This is a genomic window from Streptomyces sp. col6 (assembly GCF_008042035.1).
Taxonomy (GTDB): Bacteria; Actinomycetota; Actinomycetes; order Streptomycetales; family Streptomycetaceae; genus Streptomyces.
Genome location: NZ_RDBL01000006.1, coordinates 16,528 through 37,586, shown reverse-complemented (window position 1 = coordinate 37,586; position 21,059 = coordinate 16,528). Strand labels below are relative to the sequence as shown.

18 protein-coding genes are annotated in these 21,059 nt (G+C 73.6%); 7 read left to right on the top strand and 11 right to left on the bottom strand.

The window, feature by feature from the left end; all coding sequences use genetic code 11:
- Window positions 1-112 precede the first annotated feature (112 nt).
- Window positions 113-535 carry an ester cyclase gene (locus tag EAO73_RS04050; protein ID WP_147970129.1) on the top strand — a complete coding sequence of 141 codons (423 nt, stop codon included), beginning with the start codon at window positions 113-115 and terminating at the stop codon, window positions 533-535.
- 82 nt (window positions 536-617) lie between these two features.
- Here EAO73_RS04050 and EAO73_RS04045 read toward each other — a convergent pair whose 3' ends face one another.
- Window positions 618-1,589, bottom strand: coding sequence for a Gfo/Idh/MocA family protein (locus EAO73_RS04045; protein WP_147970128.1), 972 nt, complete (start codon window positions 1,587-1,589; stop codon window positions 618-620).
- The gene (locus EAO73_RS04040) at window positions 1,586-2,983 is read right to left on the bottom strand and encodes an NDP-hexose 2,3-dehydratase family protein (RefSeq protein WP_147970127.1); all 1,398 of its coding nucleotides are present in this window, start codon (window positions 2,981-2,983) and stop codon (window positions 1,586-1,588) included. The genes EAO73_RS04045 and EAO73_RS04040 overlap by 4 nt, the downstream gene beginning before the upstream one ends.
- A gap of 254 nt (window positions 2,984-3,237) precedes the next feature.
- Between EAO73_RS04040 and EAO73_RS04035 the strand changes: the two genes are divergently transcribed.
- Window positions 3,238-4,407 carry a glycosyltransferase gene (locus EAO73_RS04035; protein WP_147970126.1) on the top strand — a complete coding sequence of 390 codons (1,170 nt, stop codon included), beginning with the start codon at window positions 3,238-3,240 and terminating at the stop codon, window positions 4,405-4,407.
- Window positions 4,408-4,466: 59 nt separating this feature from the next.
- Here EAO73_RS04035 and EAO73_RS04030 read toward each other — a convergent pair whose 3' ends face one another.
- Entirely contained in the window at window positions 4,467-5,978 is a 1,512-nt protein-coding gene (locus EAO73_RS04030) for a condensation domain-containing protein (RefSeq protein WP_147970125.1), read from the bottom strand.
- A 162-nt stretch (window positions 5,979-6,140) separates the two neighbouring features.
- On the opposite strand from EAO73_RS04030, the gene EAO73_RS04025 reads away from it, so the two are divergent.
- A complete protein-coding gene (locus EAO73_RS04025; RefSeq protein WP_147970124.1) occupies window positions 6,141-6,731 on the top strand; it encodes a TetR/AcrR family transcriptional regulator in 591 nt (196 codons plus the stop codon).
- A 32-nt stretch (window positions 6,732-6,763) separates the two neighbouring features.
- Here the strand turns inward: EAO73_RS04025 and EAO73_RS04020 are convergent, their stop codons facing one another.
- Window positions 6,764-7,231 carry a DUF2871 domain-containing protein gene (locus tag EAO73_RS04020; protein ID WP_147970123.1) on the bottom strand — a complete coding sequence of 156 codons (468 nt, stop codon included), beginning with the start codon at window positions 7,229-7,231 and terminating at the stop codon, window positions 6,764-6,766.
- A 263-nt stretch (window positions 7,232-7,494) separates the two neighbouring features.
- Between EAO73_RS04020 and EAO73_RS04015 the strand changes: the two genes are divergently transcribed.
- Window positions 7,495-8,163, top strand: a complete 669-nt coding sequence (locus tag EAO73_RS04015; protein ID WP_147970122.1) for a response regulator transcription factor — start codon at window positions 7,495-7,497, stop codon at window positions 8,161-8,163.
- An 18-nt stretch (window positions 8,164-8,181) separates the two neighbouring features.
- Here EAO73_RS04015 and EAO73_RS04010 read toward each other — a convergent pair whose 3' ends face one another.
- The gene (locus EAO73_RS04010) at window positions 8,182-9,456 is read right to left on the bottom strand and encodes an alpha-L-fucosidase (protein WP_147970121.1); all 1,275 of its coding nucleotides are present in this window, start codon (window positions 9,454-9,456) and stop codon (window positions 8,182-8,184) included.
- Between the two features lie 296 nt (window positions 9,457-9,752).
- Between EAO73_RS04010 and EAO73_RS04005 the strand changes: the two genes are divergently transcribed.
- Both EAO73_RS04005 and EAO73_RS04000 read left to right on the top strand, forming a co-directional pair.
- The gene (locus EAO73_RS04005; protein ID WP_147970120.1) at window positions 9,753-11,036 is read left to right on the top strand and encodes a helix-turn-helix domain-containing protein; all 1,284 of its coding nucleotides are present in this window, start codon (window positions 9,753-9,755) and stop codon (window positions 11,034-11,036) included.
- Between the two features lie 301 nt (window positions 11,037-11,337).
- Complete coding sequence (locus tag EAO73_RS04000; protein WP_147970119.1) at window positions 11,338-11,856, top strand: hypothetical protein; 519 nt, start codon at window positions 11,338-11,340, stop codon at window positions 11,854-11,856.
- Window positions 11,857-11,975: 119 nt separating this feature from the next.
- Here the strand turns inward: EAO73_RS04000 and EAO73_RS03995 are convergent, their stop codons facing one another.
- The 3 genes from EAO73_RS03995 to EAO73_RS03985 form a co-directional block, all read right to left on the bottom strand.
- The gene (locus tag EAO73_RS03995; protein ID WP_147970118.1) at window positions 11,976-13,037 is read right to left on the bottom strand and encodes a CU044_5270 family protein; all 1,062 of its coding nucleotides are present in this window, start codon (window positions 13,035-13,037) and stop codon (window positions 11,976-11,978) included.
- Window positions 13,034-13,675 (bottom strand): RNA polymerase sigma factor, encoded by a 642-nt coding sequence (locus tag EAO73_RS03990; protein WP_147970117.1) that lies wholly within the window; start codon window positions 13,673-13,675, stop codon window positions 13,034-13,036. Before EAO73_RS03990 ends, EAO73_RS03995 begins: the two co-directional genes overlap by 4 nt.
- Window positions 13,676-13,768: 93 nt before the next feature.
- Entirely contained in the window at window positions 13,769-14,245 is a 477-nt protein-coding gene (locus EAO73_RS03985) for a nuclear transport factor 2 family protein (protein WP_147970116.1), read from the bottom strand.
- A gap of 81 nt (window positions 14,246-14,326) precedes the next feature.
- Here EAO73_RS03985 and EAO73_RS03980 point away from each other — a divergent pair, with 81 nt between their 5' ends.
- Window positions 14,327-14,782 (top strand): VOC family protein, encoded by a 456-nt coding sequence (locus tag EAO73_RS03980; RefSeq protein WP_147970115.1) that lies wholly within the window; start codon window positions 14,327-14,329, stop codon window positions 14,780-14,782.
- Between the two features lie 56 nt (window positions 14,783-14,838).
- On the opposite strand, the gene EAO73_RS03975 is transcribed toward EAO73_RS03980, so the two are convergent.
- The 3 genes from EAO73_RS03975 to EAO73_RS03965 all read right to left on the bottom strand — a co-directional run bounded on the left by EAO73_RS03975 (window position 14,839) and on the right by EAO73_RS03965 (window position 21,050).
- Window positions 14,839-15,192, bottom strand: coding sequence for a beta/gamma crystallin domain-containing protein (locus EAO73_RS03975; protein ID WP_093710969.1), 354 nt, complete (start codon window positions 15,190-15,192; stop codon window positions 14,839-14,841).
- A gap of 222 nt (window positions 15,193-15,414) precedes the next feature.
- Complete coding sequence (locus tag EAO73_RS03970) at window positions 15,415-19,725, bottom strand: AMP-binding protein (RefSeq protein WP_147970114.1); 4,311 nt, start codon at window positions 19,723-19,725, stop codon at window positions 15,415-15,417.
- A gap of 362 nt (window positions 19,726-20,087) precedes the next feature.
- Window positions 20,088-21,050: an RNA polymerase sigma-70 factor gene (locus tag EAO73_RS03965; RefSeq protein WP_147970113.1), complete on the bottom strand. Its 963-nt coding sequence runs from the start codon at window positions 21,048-21,050 to the stop codon at window positions 20,088-20,090.
- Window positions 21,051-21,059 lie beyond the last annotated feature (9 nt).

Below are 21,059 nucleotides of genomic sequence, written 5' to 3'. Positions count from 1 at the left end.
ACTTGAGAACAGATCGGGGATCGGCCGCGCCACAGGACGCCTCCAGGGCCGCTCGACCGCCGGTGCAGATCCTCGGAGCGTTCCCTGAGGCGAGCACGAGGAAGGCACACCCATGGCAGACCACCGCGCACTCATCCAGTCCTTCGTCGACATGATCAACGATCACGACATCAGCCGGATGAGCGAGCACACCGCGGCCGGCCACATCGACCACAACCCGGTGGTCGAGGACGGCATCGAGGCCAACACCGAGTTCTGGAAGCAGATATTCGCCGCGTTCCCGGACATCACGATCGCCGTGCACGACGTGATCTCGGACGGCGACCGCGTCTCCGGGCGCTTCGAGTACTCGGGCACCCACCAGGGCGCCTTCTTCGGCGTGGAGGCCACCGGCCGCACGCTGACGTTCCAGTCGATCGACATCTGGCGCGTGGAGAACGGCCTGCTGGCCGAGCACTGGGACCAGCTGGACATGGGCGGGATGTTCCACCAGCTCGGCGTCGACTTCTACGCCATGCAGGGCGCAGGCGCCTGACGGCACGTCGGACGCGGCACGACGCGGGGCGGCCTCGATTATTACGGCGTAATAATCGAGGCCGCCCCGCGTGCAACGGTCGTCAGCCGGCCGCCCGTTGGACCTCCTCGACCAGACGCGCGTGCGCCAGGACCGCCTCCGCGTGCGGGGCGAAGTCCTGGTCCTGGAGGACCGTGCGGGCGAAGACCCCGGCGGTGTTGGTGAAGTGCTGGTCGGGGGCGAGCGCGATCTCCTCGGCCCGCCCGTCGCGTTCCACCTTGAGCACGGGGGTGTACTCGTCGGGCGTGCTGAACGCCCGCTCCAGCCGCACCCGTCCCCGGCTGCCCCACAGTTCGTAGCCGCTGCGGTAGGCGTGCTCCACCCCGTACGAGAGCTGCGCCGCGATCCCGTCGGGCGATTCGAGCAGGGCGCTGCCGGCCGGGCTCGGCCCGTGCGCGCTCGCCGGGCGCACCTGCGCACCGGCCACCCGCAGCCCCGGGCCGAGGAACAGCTGCGCCGCGCGCAGCGGATAGGCGGCGACCTCCGGCAGGGTGCTGGCCCGCCGCAGCCCGCCCGAGCCGTCCGCCGCCGGCTGGAGCGGGATGCCGAACTCCGAGGCGAAGAGCTGGACCTCGCCGATGAGGCCGTCCGCGACCAGCTCGCGGACTCGGGCGTGCTGGGAGTGGTGAAGGAACATGAAGTTCTCCATCAGCAGCAGCCCGCGCTCGCGCGCCGCCGCCACCGCCTTCTCGGCCTCCGCGAGGTCCGTCGCGAACGGCTTCTCGCACCACACGTGCTTGCCGGCCGCCAGCGCCCGCAGCGTCCACTCCGCGTGCAGCGCGGGCGGCAGCGGGATGTAGACGGCGTCCACATCGTCCCGCTCCAGCAACCGTTCGTACCCCTCGACGGCCGCGCCGCCGAACCTCTCGCTGAACTCCCGGGCCCGCTCGATGCGGCGGCTGGCCACCGCCGTCACCTCGACCAGCGGCTGCCGCTCCAGCGAGGGCAGCGTCCGCCGCAGCGCGATGTCCGCGCAGCCCAGCACCCCGAGCCGCAGTACCCGTGCGCCCGTCATGCGTACACCCCGCCCAGGGACCAGGCCGCGCGCAGGCCGGTGAGCAGCGTGCGGGCCTCGACGTTCAGATAGTTGCTGTGCCGGACCAGGCCGGAGAGCTGGCTCGCGGTCACCCAGGTGAAGTCCTCGGGCACGTCGAGCGGGAACTCCTCCCCGACCTCCATCAGCACATAGCGATTGCCCGCGTGGTGGAACCGGCCGCCCTCCTCGGACTGCACCGTGTCGTACAGCAGCCGGCCCGGATCGGCGCCCAGGACGACGTCCAGATAGCGCGGCTGCTGGTGGCGCGGCAGGGACAGCGCCCGGCCCGGCTGGCACTGCACGGTGGGGCCCAGCTCGGCCACGTCGAGCACGCCGGCCTCGGACCTGGCGTGCGCCAGCAGGTGCGGTACGCCACCGATCCGGCGGATCAGGAACGCGGAGAGCCCCTGTTCGGCGGGGGCGAGCAGCGGCTGCGTCCAGCTCTTGACCTCGCGGTTCGCGGCGGCCACGGAGGCGGCGATGACGGTGAAGTGGTGCCCGGTGTCGTGGACGATCTCGTGGTCGGTGCGCCGCCAGCGCTGGACCCGGTTCAGCGGGATGGTGCGCTGGACGAGCTGCCGGCGGGCCTTGATCTCGGTGAGCCGGCTCAGCACGTGCTCGGTGGAGTGCAGCGAGGGGCCGCTGCCGGTGAGCGCCGGGATCATCGACAGGACGGTGCGCGCGTCCATGTTGATGACGTTGGACTCGTACAGGAGCTGGTTGATCTGGCCGAGCGTCAGCCAGACGAAGTCCTCGTGCGGCGGTACGTCCCCGACGGCCTCGACCAGCATGTTCCGGTTGCGCTTGCGCAGGAACCAGGAGCCCTGCTCCGACTGGAGGGAGTCGTAGAGGACCCGGGAGCGAGCGCGCGGCGGGGTGAAGTACTCGATGTAGCGGACGGCGGCGCCCTTGTGCACGCCCGTGTAGTTGCTGCGGGTGGCCTGCACGGTGGGGGAGAGCTGGACCGTGTCGACGTTGCCGGGCTCCATCTTGGCCTGCATCAGGCAGTGCAGGACGCCGTCGAACTCCTTGACGACGATGCCCAGGATGCCGACCTCGGGCTGGTTGATGATCGGCTGGGACCAGGAGTGCTCGTGGCCGTCCCACTCGGTGCGCAGGCTCAGCCCCTCCACGGAGAAGAACTGCCCGCTGTCGTGCACGAGGTTCCCGGTGGACTCCTCGAAGTGCCAGCCGACGAGCTCGGAGAACGGGATGCGGCGCACGTCGTAGCGGTTGGTACGGCGCTGGGCGTCGAACCAGTCGCGGAACACCGCGTTCGGTGTCACCGCGCTGTCGAGCGCCTGCGCGGAGAGCGTGAACCGCCCCGCCGCGCTGGTGGCGACGCCGGGGGGCGCGGCCTGGGTGATGGTCATCGGAGAACTCCTTCGCTGGGCCGTTTCCCGCGAGCGCCATGCTGTTTGCCGCGAGCGCTCTGCCGTTTCCCGCGAGCCAGGGCAGGCGGCCGCAGCTCGACGATGGGCCGTGGCGATGGGCTTCCGCTGGAGAGGCCCCACAGGAGTCCTTGAGTCCGACTCAAACAACTGCTGTGTCAATATGCGTAGTTGTCAGTGATAAATTTTCTAGCGGCACTAGACAAGGTGGGTCGGCGTCCTTACGCTGAGGCGGTATGAGAATCCTCTTTGCCGGCGCCGGAAACTTCGGCCACGTCTATCCCCTCATCCCTCTGGCGACGGCCGCCAAGGCGGCGGGCCACGAGGTCTTCTTCGCCACGGGTGAGCAGCTGCATCCCGCCCTGGTGCGGGCCGGCCTCGACCCGGTCAAGGCCGGGCGCCCGGTCCCCGAGGCGTTCATGGAAGCCGTTCGCGCCATGGGCCACGAGGGCGGCGACCTCGGCGCGCAGGATGTCCCGCCGGAGGTCCTGGCGGCCCTGCACATCGAGGTGTTCGGCTCCGTGCTGCCCCGCTGGGTAGCCGCCGACCTGGCACCCGAGCTGGAGCGGCTCCGCCCCGACCTCGTCGTCTACGAGGCGCTGAACCCCGGCGCCTCCTTCGCCGCGAGCCTCGCGGGCATCCCCGCCGTCGCGCACGGCGTCGGGCTGATGGCCCAGGGCCCCGAGGACCTGGCCGTCCAGGAGAAGCTGCTCGCCACCGCCGCCGACCTCGGTGTCGACGTGCCGGGCGGCCAGCTGCTGGCCCTGGCCCGTACGTACATCGACATCTGCCCGCCGTCCATCCAGGACCCGTACTTCCTGGCCGCGCCGCTGCCCCGCATCGAGCAGCGCTCGGTCGCCTACGCGGAGCCGGGCGAGCTGCCCGAGCCGTTCCGCAGCGGCTCGGAGCCGTTCGTCTACGTCACCCTCGGCACCGCCCTCGGCTCGGCGGACGTGCTGCGCACGGTCGTCCAGGGCCTGCTGCCGCTGAACGTGCCGCTGCTCGTCGCGGCCGGCCCCGTGGTCCCCGTCGAGGAGCTCGGCGAGCTGCCCGACCGCGTGGTCGCCGTGCCGTGGGTCGCCCAGGCCAAGGCGCTGGAGAGCGCGTCGCTCGTCGTCCAGCACGGCGGCGCCGGCACCACGCTCGCCACCCTCGCCGCCGGGCTCCCGCAGCTGGTGCTGCCGCAGGGCGCGGACGGCCCGGCCAACGGCCGCGCGGTGCGCGACGCGGGCGCCGGCGAGGTCGTCTTCGCCCCGGACCTGACCGCCGACGCGGTCACCGAGGCGGCGCGCGCCCTGCTCGCGTCCGAGAGCGCCAAGGTGGGCGCCCGCAAGGTCGCCGACGAGATCGCGTCCATGCCGCTGCCGGCCGAGACCGTGAAGCGGCTGGCGGAGTTCGCCGGCTGACGGCCCTCCCAGACCCCGGTGTGCGTGCTGTGTCCCCCGCCGCGCGCACCGGGCCCCACTCAGCACAGGGGGAGCGGCACCGTCCCGGCCGCCGGGAACGGGGCGGTGCCGGGCCCGCCGGAGCGCGCCAGCAGGTCGTCCACGGGCGCCCACGCGCGGGCGCGCACGAGGGCCCCCAGGACATGGCGGACCTCGGCCACCAGGTGTACGGCGGCGGCCCGTTCGATCACGGCGGGCGCGAAGTCCAGGCAGAGCAACGGGTCGTCCCGCCACCGCAGCACGGTCAGCGCCGCCTGCGCGGGGCCGGCGCCCAGATGGGCGTGGTGGAAACGCGTGGCCAGGCCGCCGTACGCGGTCCGGGCCGGGAGCCACTCGTCGCGGGCCGCGAAGAGTACCGGGGCCGTCGGCGCGGTAGCGAGGGCATGTGCGGTTCCTCGCTCCCGCGCCCCGGCCAGCGCCTCGCCGAACGCGCAGGCCACGCCCCGCAGGAAGTAGTCCGTGGTGCCCTCCAGTTCGCAGGCGACGGGCACCCGGGCCCCGCACGCCGCGACGGCCCCCACCGGCGCCGCGCCCGGATGCCGGGGCAGCTCGACGCCGACCGGCACCGCGTCGGCGCCGGAGTCCCGCCCCAGCACCAGCGCCCAGGCGGCGAGCAGTACACAGCTGTGCGGCACCCCGGCGCGCCGGGCGGTCGCGTCGACCGCGTCCCGTAACGAGTCGTCGAGGGCGAAGGCCAATCGCTCGGTGCGGAACCGGGGCGCGGTCCCGGGGGCGCACCCCGCCTCGGGGTGGGCCGCCTCCACCGCGTCCGGGCCCGGAGCCGCCGCGTATCCCGGCGCGAGCCCGTCCACCACGCGTTCGTAACCGGCGAGGAGTTCGCGCCAGACCAGCGCGGCGGAGAATCCGTCGGCCACGGCCTCGTGGTGCACGAACGACAGCAGATGCCGGCCGGGCCCCAGCGCGGCCAGGGCGAACGAAACGGGCGGCCTGCCCGGCCGCCCGGCGAACCGCCGCGGATCCGCCGCCAGCCGGGAGTGCGCGGCGGCGACCGGGTCGGGTCCGGGGGCCGTGCGGGGGAGTTCGGCCAGCGGCCCCGGATGCCGGTCCAGTACGCGCCGGACCATCCCGCCCCCGTACGGCGCGAAGACCGTGCGCAGTCCCTCGTGCCGGGAGCAGAGCGCGTCGAGCACCGTGCGCAGCGCGGTGACGTCGAGCGGCCCGGTCAGTTCGGCGCTGAGCACCCGGTACGCGGAGGTGTCACCGAAGGCCGCCCGCTGGCCCGGGAGCAGGGGGCGCCGGGCGGACGACGGCCGCGGGAGCGGCGGGGGAGCGGCCGGGACGGCGCGGTCGAGGACGTCCGCGAGGGGCGCGGGCCCCATCAGCTGGTCCAGCTCGACGCCGAGGCCCAGGTCCTCGCCGGCCCGCAGTCGCAGCCGCGCCGCCCGGTCGAAGGTGCCGCCCAGGGTGATGAAGGGGGAGCCGGCGGCTCGGGCCGCCAGGGTGCGCGCGTCGAGGCCGATCACGTCCGCGGCCAGATCGAGCAGTGCCTCCGAGGGGGTTCGGGTCGGCATGAGGTGGCCCTTCTGTGGCGGTCTTGCCGCCGATGGTGGCGACCACACCTCGAAAGTCACTCGAACCCGGCTGCACGGAAGGAGCCCGCACCTCACTTCTTTCGGGAGCAGAAACCCTATCAGTGCTAGCTAGAGTTTCGCTGAAATGTTAGTATCGGGACCATGACCGCCAGAGAGCGCCGCCTCCGTGAGCAGGCCAACCGCCATCAGCTCATCCTCGCCACCGCGCGCGAGATGGCCGAGGAGGAGGGCTGGGACAACGTGACGACGCGGCGCCTCGCGGACCGCATCGAGTACAGCCAGCCCGTGCTCTACCAGCACTTCAAGAACAAGGACGCGATCGTCCACGCCGTGGCGACCGAGGGTCTGGTCGAGCTGGCCTCCGTGCTGCGCGCCGCCCGCCCCGAGTCCGGCGGCCCGCGCGAGGCGCTGCACGCGGTGGCCCGCGCCTACACCGTGTTCGCCGCCCGGTGGCCCGCGCTCTACCAGGCGATGCTGGTTCTGGACACGGGCGAGGAACGCGGCGACGAACGCGAACCGCAGCCCCTGCTCGACGTGCTGGCGGAGATCCAGCAGGTGGTCGAGCCCGTCGCCGAGGGCCGCGACCCGAGGGTGCTGGCCGAAGTGGTGTGGAGCGCCTGGCACGGACTGGTGACGCTCACCGGGGGAGCCAGGCTCACCGAAGAGGGCACCGACGAGCGGCTGCTGCTGCTCACCGATGCCCTGGCCCATCCGGCGCCCCAGCCGGCCTGACGGGGCGTCGGCCGTCCGCCGCCGGCCGTCCGTCAGACGGTGCCGGCGGTCTCCGCGGCCGGCTCGCTCGTCGTGGCCGTCGGCTTGACGTGCTCGTTGACACGCTTGCCGAGCAGGACGAAGAGCAGGATCAGCCCGACGGTCAGCAGGATGTGGCCGAGCCCGGCGGTCAGCGGCACGGCCACCGCGATGTCGTCCTCGCTGCGGCCCAGCACGGTCAGGATGCCGTGGACGCCCATCATCGTGGTCGAGATGGCGATGCCGATGTTGTAGAACCAGAAGAACGCCGTGAACAGCTTCGAGCCGGACAGCGAGAAGACCTTGTCCAGGGCGAGGACGATCAGGAAGACGATCATGCCCAGCGCCAGCAGATGCGTGTGCATCAGCGCCAGCTGCGTGTCGCCGTGGAAGTCGTTGTGCTTGGTGAACTCCCGGTAGAACAGCCCCGAGATCACTCCGACGATCATGTAGACGTGCGCTGCGTAATACGACTTCCGCATGGCGGCGTCCGCTCCCCTGGGTCGACTGCCCTACCGATCAAGGCCATTCAAGCACCCGGCCCCTGCTCGCCGGGGTACTTCACGAGGACCCCTCCAGTCACTTTCGAGCGGTCCTTGAGCACGTCTCGTACGAACCCGGGCGGTTGCGTTCACAGGGTTGTGCGAGGCGGAATCGGGGAACGGTCGCGGACCGCTCGAATCCGGCGGGAGGCCCCCGGGCCGCGCACTACGGTGACGCTGCCGAGGTGTGAGGAGGGGCCGCCGTGGAGGAACAGCACGCCACCCTGCGCGTCCTGCCCGCCCGCCGGCCGGAGCTGCACGAGGTGCCGGAACCCGGCCCCCGCCCCGTCCGGGTCCACGTCGTGGGCACGGACCCGCTGGCCCGCGTAGGGCTGCGCACCCTCCTCGCGGACCACCCCGCCATCCACGTCACCGGCGAGAGCCCGCCCGGACCCCCGCTGGCCCGCGCCCTGCACGCCACCCGCCCCCGCGTTCTGGTCGTGCACGGCACCCTGTCGCCGGAGGACCGCCCCGCCCCGGAGGCGGTCAGCGTGCTCACGGTCGGCGAGGCCCCGGGGGTGCCGGGCGCCCCCACCCACGGACACCTCCCCGGCACGGCGACGGCCGGCGAACTCAGCTCGGCCGTGGTGCTCGCGGCGGCCGGCTACACCCTCGTCGGCGGCACACGCGGCCTCCCACCACCCGGAACCCGGCTCTCCACCGTCAGCCCGGACGAGCTGACCGACCGCGAGAGCCAGGTCCTCGAACTCCTCGCCCGCGGCCTGTCCAACGCCGAGATCGCCGGCGCGCTCACCCTCTCCGAACACACCGTCAAGACACATGTGCAGAACATGCTGCACAAGCTGAGACTCCGCAACCGCGTCCACGCGGCCATCTACGCCTTCGAGATGGGCGTACGCGGCAGCTTCTGACCGGTCGGTGCCGGACGCTCACACGCTGCGGCCGGCACCCCGGTACAGATCGAGTCCACCGTCCAGTTCGACGGCCAGCACAGTGGCGAACTCGTCCACGTCCGCCGCCGCCGGTGCGTCGATCCAGAGGACACCGGGAATCCTGCCGTGCCCCCCGACGACCCGGTGGGCGACCTCGGCGCCCGAGCCGACCACACTCACGCGCCTGACCCGGTTGTGCAGTCCGCGCACGCCCACGTTCTCGCGCGGTGGGTCGAAGCACATGAGGTACAGGGTGCGGCCGTCGGCCGACAGGGTGCTCGGGCCGTAATGATGGCCCGCGGGCAGCCCCGCCCCCGTGCCGTACACCGCCTCGCGGTGCTTGGCGATCCAGGTGCCGAGCGCTTCGAGGCGCTCCGCCTGCTCCGCCGGGATGGTGCCGTCCTCCCTCGGGCCCACCCCGAGGAGCAGATTGCCTCCCATGCCGATCGTCTCGGTGAAATAGCGCACCAGCAGCCGGACCGACTTGTGGTTGGTGTCCTGGTGCTGGAAACCCCAGGAGTCGTTGACCGTCAGACACAGCTCCCACGGCCCCTGCGGAGCCTGCAGTGGAACACCCTGCTCCGGAGTGGCATAGTCGCCGTGCCCCAGCAAGCGCGCGTTGAACACGGTCTCGGGATTCCTCGCGAGGACCATCTCGCGCAGCTCACGCATCCGCCACTGTTCCTCGGTCCGCTCCCACTCGCCGTCGAACCACAGCAGGTCCGGCCGGAAGCGGTCGACCAGTTCGCCCACCTGGGCCTCGCGGTACGCCAGGTAGCGCGCCCATGCCTCGGGGTCCTCCTCCCCGGGCCGGGCGGAGGCGAAGGGGTTGTCCACCACACCCGCCTTCCGCGGCGACGGGTGGACCGCACTCGCGTAGTCGGGGTGGTTCCAGTCGGAGTGCGAGTAGTACAGGCCCACCTTCAGGCCCCTGTCGCGCAGCGCCTCGGTGTACCCGGTCAGGAGGTCACGGCCCGCAGGGGTGTGCCGCACCACGTTCAGATCACCCTGGGCGGTGTCCCACAGCGACACCCCGTCGTGGTGGCGCGCCGTCAGGACCGCGTACCTGGCGCCGGCGCGAGCGAACAGATCGGCCCAGGCGGCCGGGTCGTACCGCGAGGCGGTGAAACCGTCGAGCTGCTTCATGTACCGCTCGTGCGAGACCTGGCCCGTGTAGAACGACCAGGACTCCCACACACCGTCGACGGCGTAGATCCCGTAGTGGAGAAAGATCCCCAACTTCGCGTCGGGGAACCAGGGTTGCATCGGCATCCGGGCATGCTAACGAACGGCTTCCACCCGGCCACGCGCTCTTCGCGCGTATCCCGCCGTCACCGCCGCCCCACGCGGCTCCGCAGGTGGGCGGCCGGGCGCTGGAGCGGCGCACGAGAGCCGCAAGAGATCCGCACGAGAGTGGAGGCACATACGCAGGCAAAGCTTTGCCCGCCGCCTTGCCCCGGTCCTACGCTCGAACGCGTTCAGGGTGCTCACCCGACCCGCCCGACCGCTCGCGGCTGCCCGGCAGGCGGCCCGCGTCGACAGCGCGTCAACTCCAGGGGAATGGTCACATGCTGCAACAACCCTCGTTCGGACGTCGTCTGAAGAAGCTGCGCGTGGCCCAGGGCTACTCGCAGACCGCGCTCGCCGGAGAAGGCATGTCCACGGGCTACCTCTCCCGCCTGGAGTCGGGCGCCCGCCAGCCCACCGAACGCGCCGTCGGCTACCTGGCCCAGCGCCTGGGCATCGAACCCGCCGACTTCGAGGACCCGGCCGGCGGCTCCCTCGCCCACGCCCTGACCCTCGCCGCCTCGACCGGCTCCGACGACGCCCTGCGCACCCTGCACGACGCGCTGTCCGCCGAGGGCCACGAGCTGCCCGTGCTGCGCTGGCAGGCCCTGTGGCTGCTGGCACAGCACCGCAGACTCCAGGGCGACCACGCCGCCGAACGCGACCACCTGGAACGCCTGGTGCGCCTCGGCGACGACGTCGGACTGCCCGAACTCCAGGTACGCGGACTGACCCGTCTCGCCCGCTGCCTGCGCTCCCTCGGCGAGATCAACGAGGCCGCCGACGCCGCGGTGGAGGCCGACCGCATCGCCCGAGAGGGCCGGGTCGGCGTCGACGACCACGCCGCCGTGCTGCTCGCCCTGGTCTCCGTACGCGCCGAGGCGGGCCGGATCCCGGACGCGCGGGCGTACGCCGACGAGCTGACCGCGCTCGTCGAGGGCCGCACCGACGCGCTGTGGGCGGAGGCGATGTGGACGGCGGCGGCCGTACGGATGCGGCAGGGCGACTACGCGGGCGCCGAAGGCTACCTGGGGCAGGCGCTGGAACGGTTCGCCGGCACCGACGACCTGGTGCTGTGGCTCCGGCTGCGCCTCGCGGCGGGCCGCCTGCACCTGCAGAAGGTCCCCGCCGAGCCGGAGGCCGCCGAGACGTGCGTGGCCGCCGCCGAACAGGCCATGGCCTTCGTCGGGACGCCCGGGATGCGCCAGGAACTCTCGGCACTGAAGGCGGACCTGGCGTTCATGACGGGCCGTTACGGGGAAGCCCGCACCCTGCTCGGAGAGCTGGCGGCGGAGGCACCGATGATGACCTACCGTGACCGCATCCGCCTCGACATCCTGCGCAACCAGCTGCGCGTCCTGGCCGGCGACGAGGCCGGGGTGGAGGGGCTGCGGGCGCTGGCACAGCAGGCACAACAGGACGCCAACATCGACCTGGCGGCCGAGATCTGGCGCATCCTCGCCGACGCCCTCTCCCAGATCCAGCGGCCCTCGACGCATTCTGCACCGGCCGGGAGCACGCTCGTGGCGACCCAGACACCCACGCGGACGGGGAGCCCGACATGACCCACACCACGCCCACGACCACCCCCGGGACCCCGGCCCCGGCCGACCCGAAGACCCCCGGACCGGGCCGGGCGACGGTCGTCATGGCGGCCCTGTCGGCGTGCTGACGGGGTTCGCACGGTGCCGGCGCGACGCTGTACCCGTATCGCGGCGGGCGGCTCCGGAAGCGCCCTGAGACGCGGCAGGCGGAGCACCCCGCCGCGCTGCCTCCGCACCCGCCTGTGCTGCCCCATACCGCATCCGGCGTAGCGCGTTCGTGGCCCTCTTCCCTTACGGACCAGGGAAGTTGGAGGATGCGCGCATGAATCAGCACGGGCCCCACCCGACCGCCGACGCGGCGGCCAGCTACCTCACGGCGCTCCACGCACGGCTGACGGCCGACGGCTGCACCATGAGCTCGCCGCCCTGGAACGACTACCGGGTGGTGACCGGCTGCCGCGCCGACCGCAAGGTCCGCTGGTTCGGGACGAAGACCGAGGTGTTCGTCTTCGCGACCGCCGTCCCCGAGATCGACGTGACCCTGCTGGGGGAGTTCACCGTCTGGGCCATGAGTTACGCCAAGAGCCTGCGCAAGGGCATACCCGGCGCCCGCAACGCGGCCTTCGTGCTGCCCGCCCTCGTCAGCCCCCGGGTCAGACCCGAGGCGGCCCAGTGGGCCGCCCAGGACGCCCGGCTGCTCGGCACGACACTGATCGGCCGGCCCGTCACGGTCGAGACCGCCCCCGGCACCGTACGCACCACGATGTACCGGGGCGGGACCGCCTGGGGCGGCATGTTCACGAAACACGTGCTGGAGAAGGCCGCCCTCTACTTCCCGTGAGCCGGTCCGCGCGCCGGGGCGGGGATCAGACACGGCACGGTGCGGCCGAGGACCATACCGGTCACGAAGCACTCCGCCGGGGCCCCGCACGGCAGTTCCGGCGGGCCCCCGGCGGCCGGTCAGGCCTTCGTCGACGGCTTCTCGCGCAGCGCGTCGACCACCGCCCGTTCCAGGACCGCCGACCGGCCCGTCACGGTGCCCTTCCTGCCGAGGGAGCTGTCCCGGATGAGGTAGCTCCGCTCACCCAGGTACTCCAGGCTCTTCGCGTCGAAGACCCAGGCGGTGCGCCAGCCGGCGCGGGTGTTGTCCCGGGCCACCCCGATCCCGTGCCGGCCGGCCGCGTCCACCGCGTCGGAGTCCACGCTGACGCCGGGAATCCTCGCCGCGGCCTTGTAGAGGGCGGCCGCCGTCCTCGGCGGCATCAGCGTCTCGCGCAGCAGCTCACCGATGGCGTCGAAGGCGTCCTGGTCCGGATCGCGCTCACCGGCCGGAGTGTTCCGCGCGTCCTGGTCCGCGGTGATCTCGCCGGCCAGCCGCCGCAGCAGCGCGTCGGGGTCGGTGGGCAGGGAGGCCAGCCAGGTGTACGTCGGCCGGTTGAGGCCCGCCGGGTAGCCGACGGGCTTCTCGCCGTCCGGCACCCCGACCTCGATCGGGTAGTACCGGCCGTCCTCGTGGATCAGGCCCTCGTCGATCACCGGCCCGGACTTCTGCGTCATCCACACCTCGCGCTCACCGGGCTTGCCCAGCTTCACCGGGCCGCCGAACTTTCCCTCGTTCCCTGCCTGCAGCGTCCGGACGTACACGAACTGCCCGTCGCCGACCTCGATCGCGTCGCTCTTCGAGGCGACCGTGGCGATCCGGTCCAGCAGCACGGCCGCGCCGCGCGGGGCCGTGGCCGTGGAGGCGGTGCGGGGCGTCTCGTCCGGGCCTGTCACGGCGAGGGTCGTGAACAGGACCCCGCCCAGGGCCAGCCCGGCGGCGGGCAGCAGGACGGCGGGGCGCAGGAGGCGGGGCCGGGGACGGGCGGTGGCGCGGTCGCCGTCCTGGTCGATCAGCTGCATCAGGGATTCCTTGTGGTGGAGAAGGCGGCCAGGGGGCAGGTCCCGTTCGGCCGGGGCCGGCAGCAGCCGGGCCAGTTCCTCGCGTTCGGCCCGCGCGGGGCCGGAGGTACGGTCGTTCATCGGGCTTCCTCCTGGATGGGCAGGGCCACGAACGCGGCCCTGCCCCCTACCTCTCCGCGGCGGGGGCGGGGTTCCCTGCCGGTGCCGCCGTTTTCCATCCGCTCCCGGCCGAGCTGCTCGTCGGTGAGCCGCCTCAGCCGCTCGCGGGCGCGGGACAGCCGGGAGCGCACGGTGCCCACCGGTACGCCCAGCGCCTCGGCCGCCTCCGCGTAGTCGAGACCGGACCAGACGCACAGGGCCAGCACCTCGCGGTCCTGGCGGCGCAGTCCGCCCATCACCTGCCGGACGGCGGCGAGCCGTCGGGTGTCGTCGACGTGCCCGGCGGTGGCGTCCGCGATGTCCGCGACCGGCTCCGGCGCGGGGCGGCGGGCCAGGAACGCCAGGCGCCGCCCGGCACCCCGGTTGGCGTTGCGCGCCTTGTTCGTGGCGATCCCGAGCAGCCACGGCAGCAGCGAGTCGCCCTCCGGTTCGACGGCCTGCCGGGTGCGCCAGGCGGCCAGAAAGGTCTCGGACATGACCTCCTCGGCCGTCGACCAGTCGCCCGTCAGCCGGTAGGCATGGTTGTAGACCGGCCGCGCGTACGCCTCGTAGAGCGCCGCGAACGCCTGGCGGTCGCCCGCCCTGATACGTGCGCGCATGTGCTCCCGGTCTTCCTGCTCATCACATCTCACACCACCTGTCTCTCCGGCCGGCCCACGGGGTTCCGGTGACCCCGGCCACACCGCCCGCTGTCAGCCGACGGCCGGACCGAACCCCTCCGGAAGCCGTGGCGGCGGCCCCTGCGTCCACACCACCCGCAGCGAGGAGGCGGAGATCCGCCATCCCTCGGCCGTCCTCACCAGTTCGTTGTCGGCGTGCCCGGCCGAGACGAACACGTTTCCCGAGCCGTCCGCGAGGACATGGGTGCTCAGCTGCGCGCCACGGGCCGTGGCCCGGTCCCCGTCGACCTCGATGACGGTGTTCGTGCCCAGGTGCACGGTCCGGTCGAACAACGCCATGCCCTGCCGCACCCGGTCCAGCACGGCGTGACGGCCGCGCACGGTCCCGATGGGCATCTCGGCGGTGACGTCCTCGGTGTGGAACGCACGGGCCCACTCCTCGTCGAGCACCCCCACGTCCAGGGACCGCAGATAGCGGTCCAGCAGATCGGCGATCTCGGCCCGGTCGGCCAGGTAGCGCAGCTGTCGCTGTGTCTCTTCGGTGTCCATGCCGCAAGACTCGTACCTCGATCAAGCTTGAGGTCAAGTCGCTCAGCCCTCACTGTCAGACCCGCCTGCGATGCTCCGGGTATGGAGCTGACAGTGCAGCTGACGATCGACTGTGCCGATCCGCAGCGGATGGTGGCCTTCTGGGCCGAGGCGCTGGGGTACGTGCCCGAGCCGGCGCCCGACGGGCACGCCACGTGGCGCGCCTACTGGGAGGACATGGGGGTTCCGGCGGAGGAACTGCCGCCGGGAGCCGGTGACATACCGGAGTCGATCGTCGATCCCACGGGGCGCGGGCCGAGAGTGTGGTTCCAGCGCGTGCCGGAGCCCAAGGCCGCCAAGAACCGGTGGCACTTCGATCTCAAGGTCGGCGGGGGCCGTGCCGTGCCGCTGGAGGTGCGCAAGGAGCGGGTCGACGCCACGGTGCGACGGCTGGCCGGGGCCGGTGCAACGGTGGCGCGGATCCGGGAGGAGCCGGACATGGAGTTCTACGCCGCGGCCATGCTGGACCCCGAGGGGAATGAGTTCGACGTGGTGTGACGGCGCCGGCCCCGCCGTTCGTCGACGGCGGGGCGGGGCGGTTCGCTACCGGCCGCTCAGAGGATCTGGATGCTCTTGATCCGGGGCGGGTTGTTCGGGAACGTGATGTCCGTCCAGCGGTTGATCCGCACCGAGTCGCCGTTGACGTCGTAGTAGATCAGGTCGTTGTTGCCCGTGACGATCCGGTCGGCCCACCAGCCGCCGAAGTCGGTCCTGCCCGCGTTGGCGTAGCAGTCGACGCTGTTCCGGCCGTCCAGGTGCGAGTAGATCTTCAGGAAGTCCGCGCCGCCGACGCACTCCACGTGGTCGATGGCGTAGGCGGACCCGGCGGGTACGGCCACGGTGAGCGAGGCCGCGGCGGCGAACGCCATGGCCAGGGAACCGAGGAGCCGCTTGCCCTGTGCGATCACAAGATCTCCTTCGTGGCCCGGCCCGTGGCCCGGCCGTGTCGGGTGACGGTCGCGCCACGACATGCCGGTCGCGCTCCGCCGGGCCGGAGTCCGGCCCGTTGACGATCTTGTGGGCAGACCCCCGGCAGACGCGGAAGGCGGTTCGGAGCCGCCGGTTTTCGACCCGATCGGGCGAAGGCAAGCCACCTGCGCGGGAGCGGAGTTGACGACCGGCCACGGCCCCTACGGCAGCTCGTCCAAGTGGTCCAGGCACCGCTCGTACCGGCTCTCCGCGTGGATCTCCGACCAGCCCGTAGGGACCGTCGCCGAGGCGGGCCACAGGGCGCGGCGGCCCGCGCCGTCGTCGACGACCACGAAGGTCGACGGGGTGTCCGCGAACGGGTCGTCCGGCGCCGGGCCTTCGAGAACCGTGAGGTTGCCGTGCTCGTCCAGCCGGGCGGCCCGGCCCGTGCGCCACATGCGGGCGGTGGTGCCCGGACCGCCGAAGGGGTCCGGCAGGAAGCGCTCGCCCGTCGCGGCCGGGGCGTCGGCGTACCCGAGGGCGACGCCCGCCCCCGCCACGTACAGCGCGCCGACCGCGCCCGGGGCGACGGGCCGCAGCCCGGCGTCCAGGACGTACGCCCGGTAGCCGGGGGCGGGCCGGGCCGTCCCCGTACCCCGGTGCTCGACGACGAGGTGGCCCTCGGCCCAGCCGCCGCTGGTGAGCAGGGACATGCCCTCCTCGCGGGCGAGCGCGACCAGGGCGACCAGCACCTCGTCGCTGCCGCCGAGCAGCGTCCGGGCGTCGCGCTCGCGCAGCCAGCGCAGCAGCTCCTGCGGTACGGCGTGCCGCAGCGAGACGTCCGGTACGTGCACCCGGACACCGCGTACCAGCGCGCCCAGCAGGCCGATCGTGGCGTCGGCGTCCGGGTAGCCGCGTACCAGCCACGCGGCGTCGACCGGCTCGGCCAGCGTCGCCGCGACGACGGGGCCGGCGCCGACGACCGTGGCGCCGGGCGAGCCGAGCGCCCACAGCACCGGGTCCTCCGCGCGCAGCGGGCGCGTACGGTCGGAGTCCCGCAGCGGCCACCTCCCGTCGGCGGGCAGCAGATCGGCCGACTCGTCGCGCACCAGGCGCACGGCCCCCGGCACCTGACCCAGCAGCAGATCGGCCGTCTCGTCGAGCAGCATCACCGCCGGCCGCACCGAACGGGGGAGTTTCCGCGACGGGTCGACGGGTACGCACGCCGCGCCGGTCTTCGCGACGGCCAGCGCCGCCACCGCGAACCCGGTCGGCGAGGACAGCGCGGTCACGACCGTGGTGCCGGGGCCCGCGCCGTGCGTGACGAGCGCGTGCGCCAGCAGGTCGGACCGGGAGTCCAGCTCCGCGTAGTCCATGACGGAGACCGGCGCCCCGTCGCCCGTACCGGAGGCGGCTGCCACGCCGATCGCGCCCGACAGGGCCACCGCCGCCGGAGCCCGCCGCACCCGCTCCGCGAAGAGGTCGGCGACCGTCGTGACGGGCAGCGCGTGCCTGCGGCCGCCCTCCCACACCCCGCCCCGGGCCACGGGCCGCCCGGCCGGCAGCAGCGTGCTCAGAGCGGCGTCCGGGCGGTCCAGGGCCGCCGCGAGCAGGGCGGTCAGCCGACCGGTCAGCGTGGCGGCCACGGTCTCGCCGACCGTCTCGCGCCGGTACGTGGTCGTCAGGGCGATGCCCGCCGGCGCACCCGCCCGGCTCTGGCGCTCGGTCAGTGTGAAGCCCACATCCGTGGCGGGCAGCGGCAGCCCGGCCCGCTCCGGCTGCACGGTGAGGGAGCCCGCCGCGAACTGGGCCTCCGTCGCCTCCTGGAGGACTGTGAGCGCGACGCCCCCGGCCTGGGCGAGGGGCGCGTCGGCGCTGCGGTACGCCGCCAGGTCCCGTTCCCGTGCCCGGCGCACCAGTTCGTCGAACGCCGGGTCGTCCGAGGCGTCCACGGAGAGCGCGAGCACCCGCCCGTACGCCCCGACGGCACCCCGGAGGCTGGGGTGGTCCCGGGCCGGGACGGGCGCCGCGACGGTGATCTCGCCGTCCGCGCCCAGCTGACCGAGGACGGCGGTGAGCGCGGCGTGCACCACCATGAAGACCGTGGCCCCGCGCGCCGCCGCGAACCGTGTGAGCCGGGCGTGCAGGGCCTCGTCCAGGTCGGCCTCCAGCCGGCCGGGGGCGGTGCCGAAGACCTGGGGACCGGCGCCCGGCAGCGGGGTCGGTTCCGTGTCGCCGTACGGAGAACGCGGCGCGTACCGCACGAGTTCCCGGACCGGCGACGGGCTGCCCCCGGCGGCCAGCTCCCGGTGGATCCGGGCCAGGTCGGCGGCGAGCGGCAGCTGCGACCACAGGTCCACCCCGTCGGCGGGCAGCGAGAGTTCGAGCAGGTGGTCGTCCGGCGCCACGGACCGCAGCCGGGTTCCGGCGGTCCCGATACGGGAGTTGCGCAGCACCGTGTGCCGCCGCCCCAGTACGGCGAGCGACTCGTCCAGCACCCGTACGTCCAGCGGCCCGCGCAGCCGGAACGCCAGCACGACGCTGTCCGTACCGGCCGAACCGGAGGCGCCCGGCCCGATCGCGGTGGCCGGCCCTTCGCCCAGCAGCGCGGCCAGCGCCGCCGGGGTCGGGGCCGCGTGCAGCGCGCCGGGACCGACCGGCCCGGTGCCCAGCGTCTCGCGCACCCGGTCCAGCAGCCGGACCGCCGCCGACGAATGGCCGCCGGCGCGGAAGAAGTCGCAGTCGGCGTCGATCAGCCGGCGCGGCAGCCCGAGCACCTCCGCGAACAGGTCCCGCACGATCTCCTGGACGGGCGTCCCGGGCGGCGTTCCGGCCACCGGGTCCGCCACCGGCCCCGGCGCGGGCAGCGCGGCACGGTCGACGCGGCCCTCGGAATCCAGGGGGAGTTCGCGGTGGAGGACGAGGGAAGAGGGCACGAGCCCGTCGGGCAGGTGCTGATGGAGATGGGCGCGGAGAGCGGTTTCGAGGGGGACGGCGGGGGAAGGGGCGAGGGCCGTACGGACGGCGACGCCGGCGCCGGCGTGTGTGGTGCCGGCCAGGTGCGGGGTGTCGCTCGCTTGCGCGCCGGGGTCCGCGTGCGCGGTGTCGGCAGCCTGCGCACGGCCTGCCTTCGCGAGGCCGTCCGCCTCGGAGGCGTCGGCCCCGCCGCCCGGCACCACGTGTCCCACCAGCCGCCGTTCGCCGTCCGCGTCCGTGTGCACGGTCACCACCGCCTCGGCGACGCCGGGGTGCGCGGTGAGCGCGGACTCGATGGTGTGGAGTCCGGCGCGCAGACCGTGCACGGTGACCCGGTCGTCGGTCCGGCCCGCGAACTCCAGCGCGCCGTCCGTCCGCAGCAGCACCCGGTCGCCGGTCCGCCACAGCCGCCCGCCGACTCCGGTGAACCGGTCCTCGACGAAGCGTTGGGCGGTCAGCTCCGGCCGGCCGAGGTAGCCGTCCGCGAGTGCGGGCCCGCCCAGCAGCAGTTCCCCGACGGTGCCCGGGTCGGCGGGCAGGCCGTGGGCGCCGACGACCACGGCGGCGGTGCTGCCGACCGGCCGGCCGTAGGGGATCGGGCCGTCCGGGTCCGCCGCCTCGCCGGTGATGTCGTGGCAGAGGGCGAACGCGCCCGTCTCCGCCGCCCCGTACACCTGGAGCAGCCGCCGGGGCGGCCCGGCGCGCAGGACCCGCCGCACCTGGTGCGGGTCGCAGGTCCCGCCGCCGACGAGCAGTGCGCGCAGCGAGCCGAACGCGTCGGGGCGGTCGCGGACGATCCGGTGGAACCGGGCGGCCGGCAGCAGGGCGACGGTCACCCCGTGGTCGACGAGGGCGCGCCGCAGCCGCTCCGGGCCGGCGAAGGTGTCGAAGGACAGGACGGTGAGCCGGGCGCCGGCGGCCAGCGTCGCCCACGTCTCGAACGCGCTCGCGGCGGACGCGGGACTCGCGGCCTGTGCGACGACATCGTCCCGGCCGGGCCGGAAAGCGGCCCCGGACCGCACCAGTTCGGCCAGCGCCCGGTGCGACACGACGGCGCCGACGGGGGATCCCTTGCCGGTGCGCGCGGTGTAGCAGACGTACGCGGGGTCGTCATCGGAAACGGCAGCGGAAACGGGGGCCGCGTGGGGCGGTTCGTCGTCCGGTCCCGCCGCCTGCGCGCCGAGGACGGCCGCCCCCAGTCCCGCGTAGTCGAGCGTGTCCGCCGGCTCCGCCAGGACGGTACGGGCCCTGCTGTCGCCCACGACGAACCGGCGGTGCGCGAGCGGATCGGCAGGGTCGAGTGCCACGTACGCCGCCCCGGTCCGCAGGACGGCCAGCAGGGCCGTCACGAGCCGGGGTCCGGGACGCAGACTTGTCGCCACCCGGTCGCCCCGGCCGATGCCCCGGGCCGCGAGGAGCCGCGCCAGCCGGTCGGCGGCGCCGCTCAGCTCACGGTAGGTCAGGGAGACGTCGTCGCCGGGGTGTCCGGGAGCGTGGACGGCGATCGTGTCGGGGCGTGCGACGACCTGCTGCGCGATGAGACCGGAGATGGACATCGTGGCGAGCTCCTTCGACAGCGGCTTCCGCCGTGGCAAGACATTGCCAGGACGTTGGCAGAAGGGGCTTGAAAGATTCTCCGAACCGGCTGGAGCCCTGCCTTAGCCGCAGGTGGGGGCGGCCCGTCCGGGGCCGTGACGCCCCCGGCCGTTGCCAGGAAGCGGTGCGGGAGCGCGGCCGTGCACGTCCGCCGGCGACCGCTCCAGCGGTTCTGGGGCGATGCTCCGGCCGTGTACGACAACGTCGTTGACGCGACACACGGGTCGAGATCGACCGGAGGCGCCCCCTCCGCAGCCCGTCCGGTCCTGCCCGGACGGGCTGCTGTCGTGCGCGGCGCCCCGGGGCGGCGGGCCCGTACGGGCTACCGCGCCCCGACGTCGTACGCGACCCCCTCCGCGACCGCCCGCAGCTTGTCCGGGTTGGCCACGTTGTGGATCGCGGTGATGCGCCCGTCCGCGTCGAAGTCGAACGACACGGTGGCGATCACGCGTTCCGGCCCGCTGAACACCAGGCCCGGACCGCCGTTGATCTCCGCGAGTTCGGCCTTCATGTCCGCCGGCTCGACGCCCTGGTAGGCGACCGTGCCGATGGCCGAGAACCAGGCGGCCACCGTCGCCGCGCCGGTCACCGGGCGCAGGGCCTGGCGGACCTTGCCGCCGCCGTCGGTCCACAGCGTGACGTCCGGGGAGAGGAGTTCGAGGAGCGCGTTGACGTCACCGCCGGTCGCGGCGGCGAAGAAACGTTCCGTCGCCGCGCGCTGCGCCGACCGGCCTGCCTCGAAGCGCGGCCGGCGGGCCCGCACGTGCTCACGGGCGCGGTGCGCCGCCTGCCGTACGGCGGGCTCGGACCGCTCCACCGCCTCGGCGATCTCGGCGTGGCTGAAGGCGAACACCTCCTTCAGCACGAACACCGCGCGCTCCAGCGGGCTGAGCGTTTCGAGGACCACCAGCATGGCCATCGACACCGACTCGGCGCCCAGGGCGGCCGATTCGGCGTCCGGGACGACGGCCTCGGAGGCGCCGGTGCCGGTCAGGATGGGTTCCGGCAGCCACGGCCCCACATAGGTCTCCCGCTTGTGCCGGGCGGACCGCAGCCGCTCCAGCGCCAGGTTCGACACGATCCGGGTCAGGTACGCCTTGGGATCGGCCACCTTCGAACGGTCCGCGGCGGACCACTTGAGCCAGGCGTCCTGCACGGCGTCCTCCGCGTCGGCGGCGGTGCCCAGCAGGCGGTACGCGACGGAGAACAGCAGCCGCCGGTACTCCAGGAAGACCTGCTGACCGGGATGGGCGGGACGGCCTGCGTCGTCGTGCGGGTTGCTCATTTGTCCCCT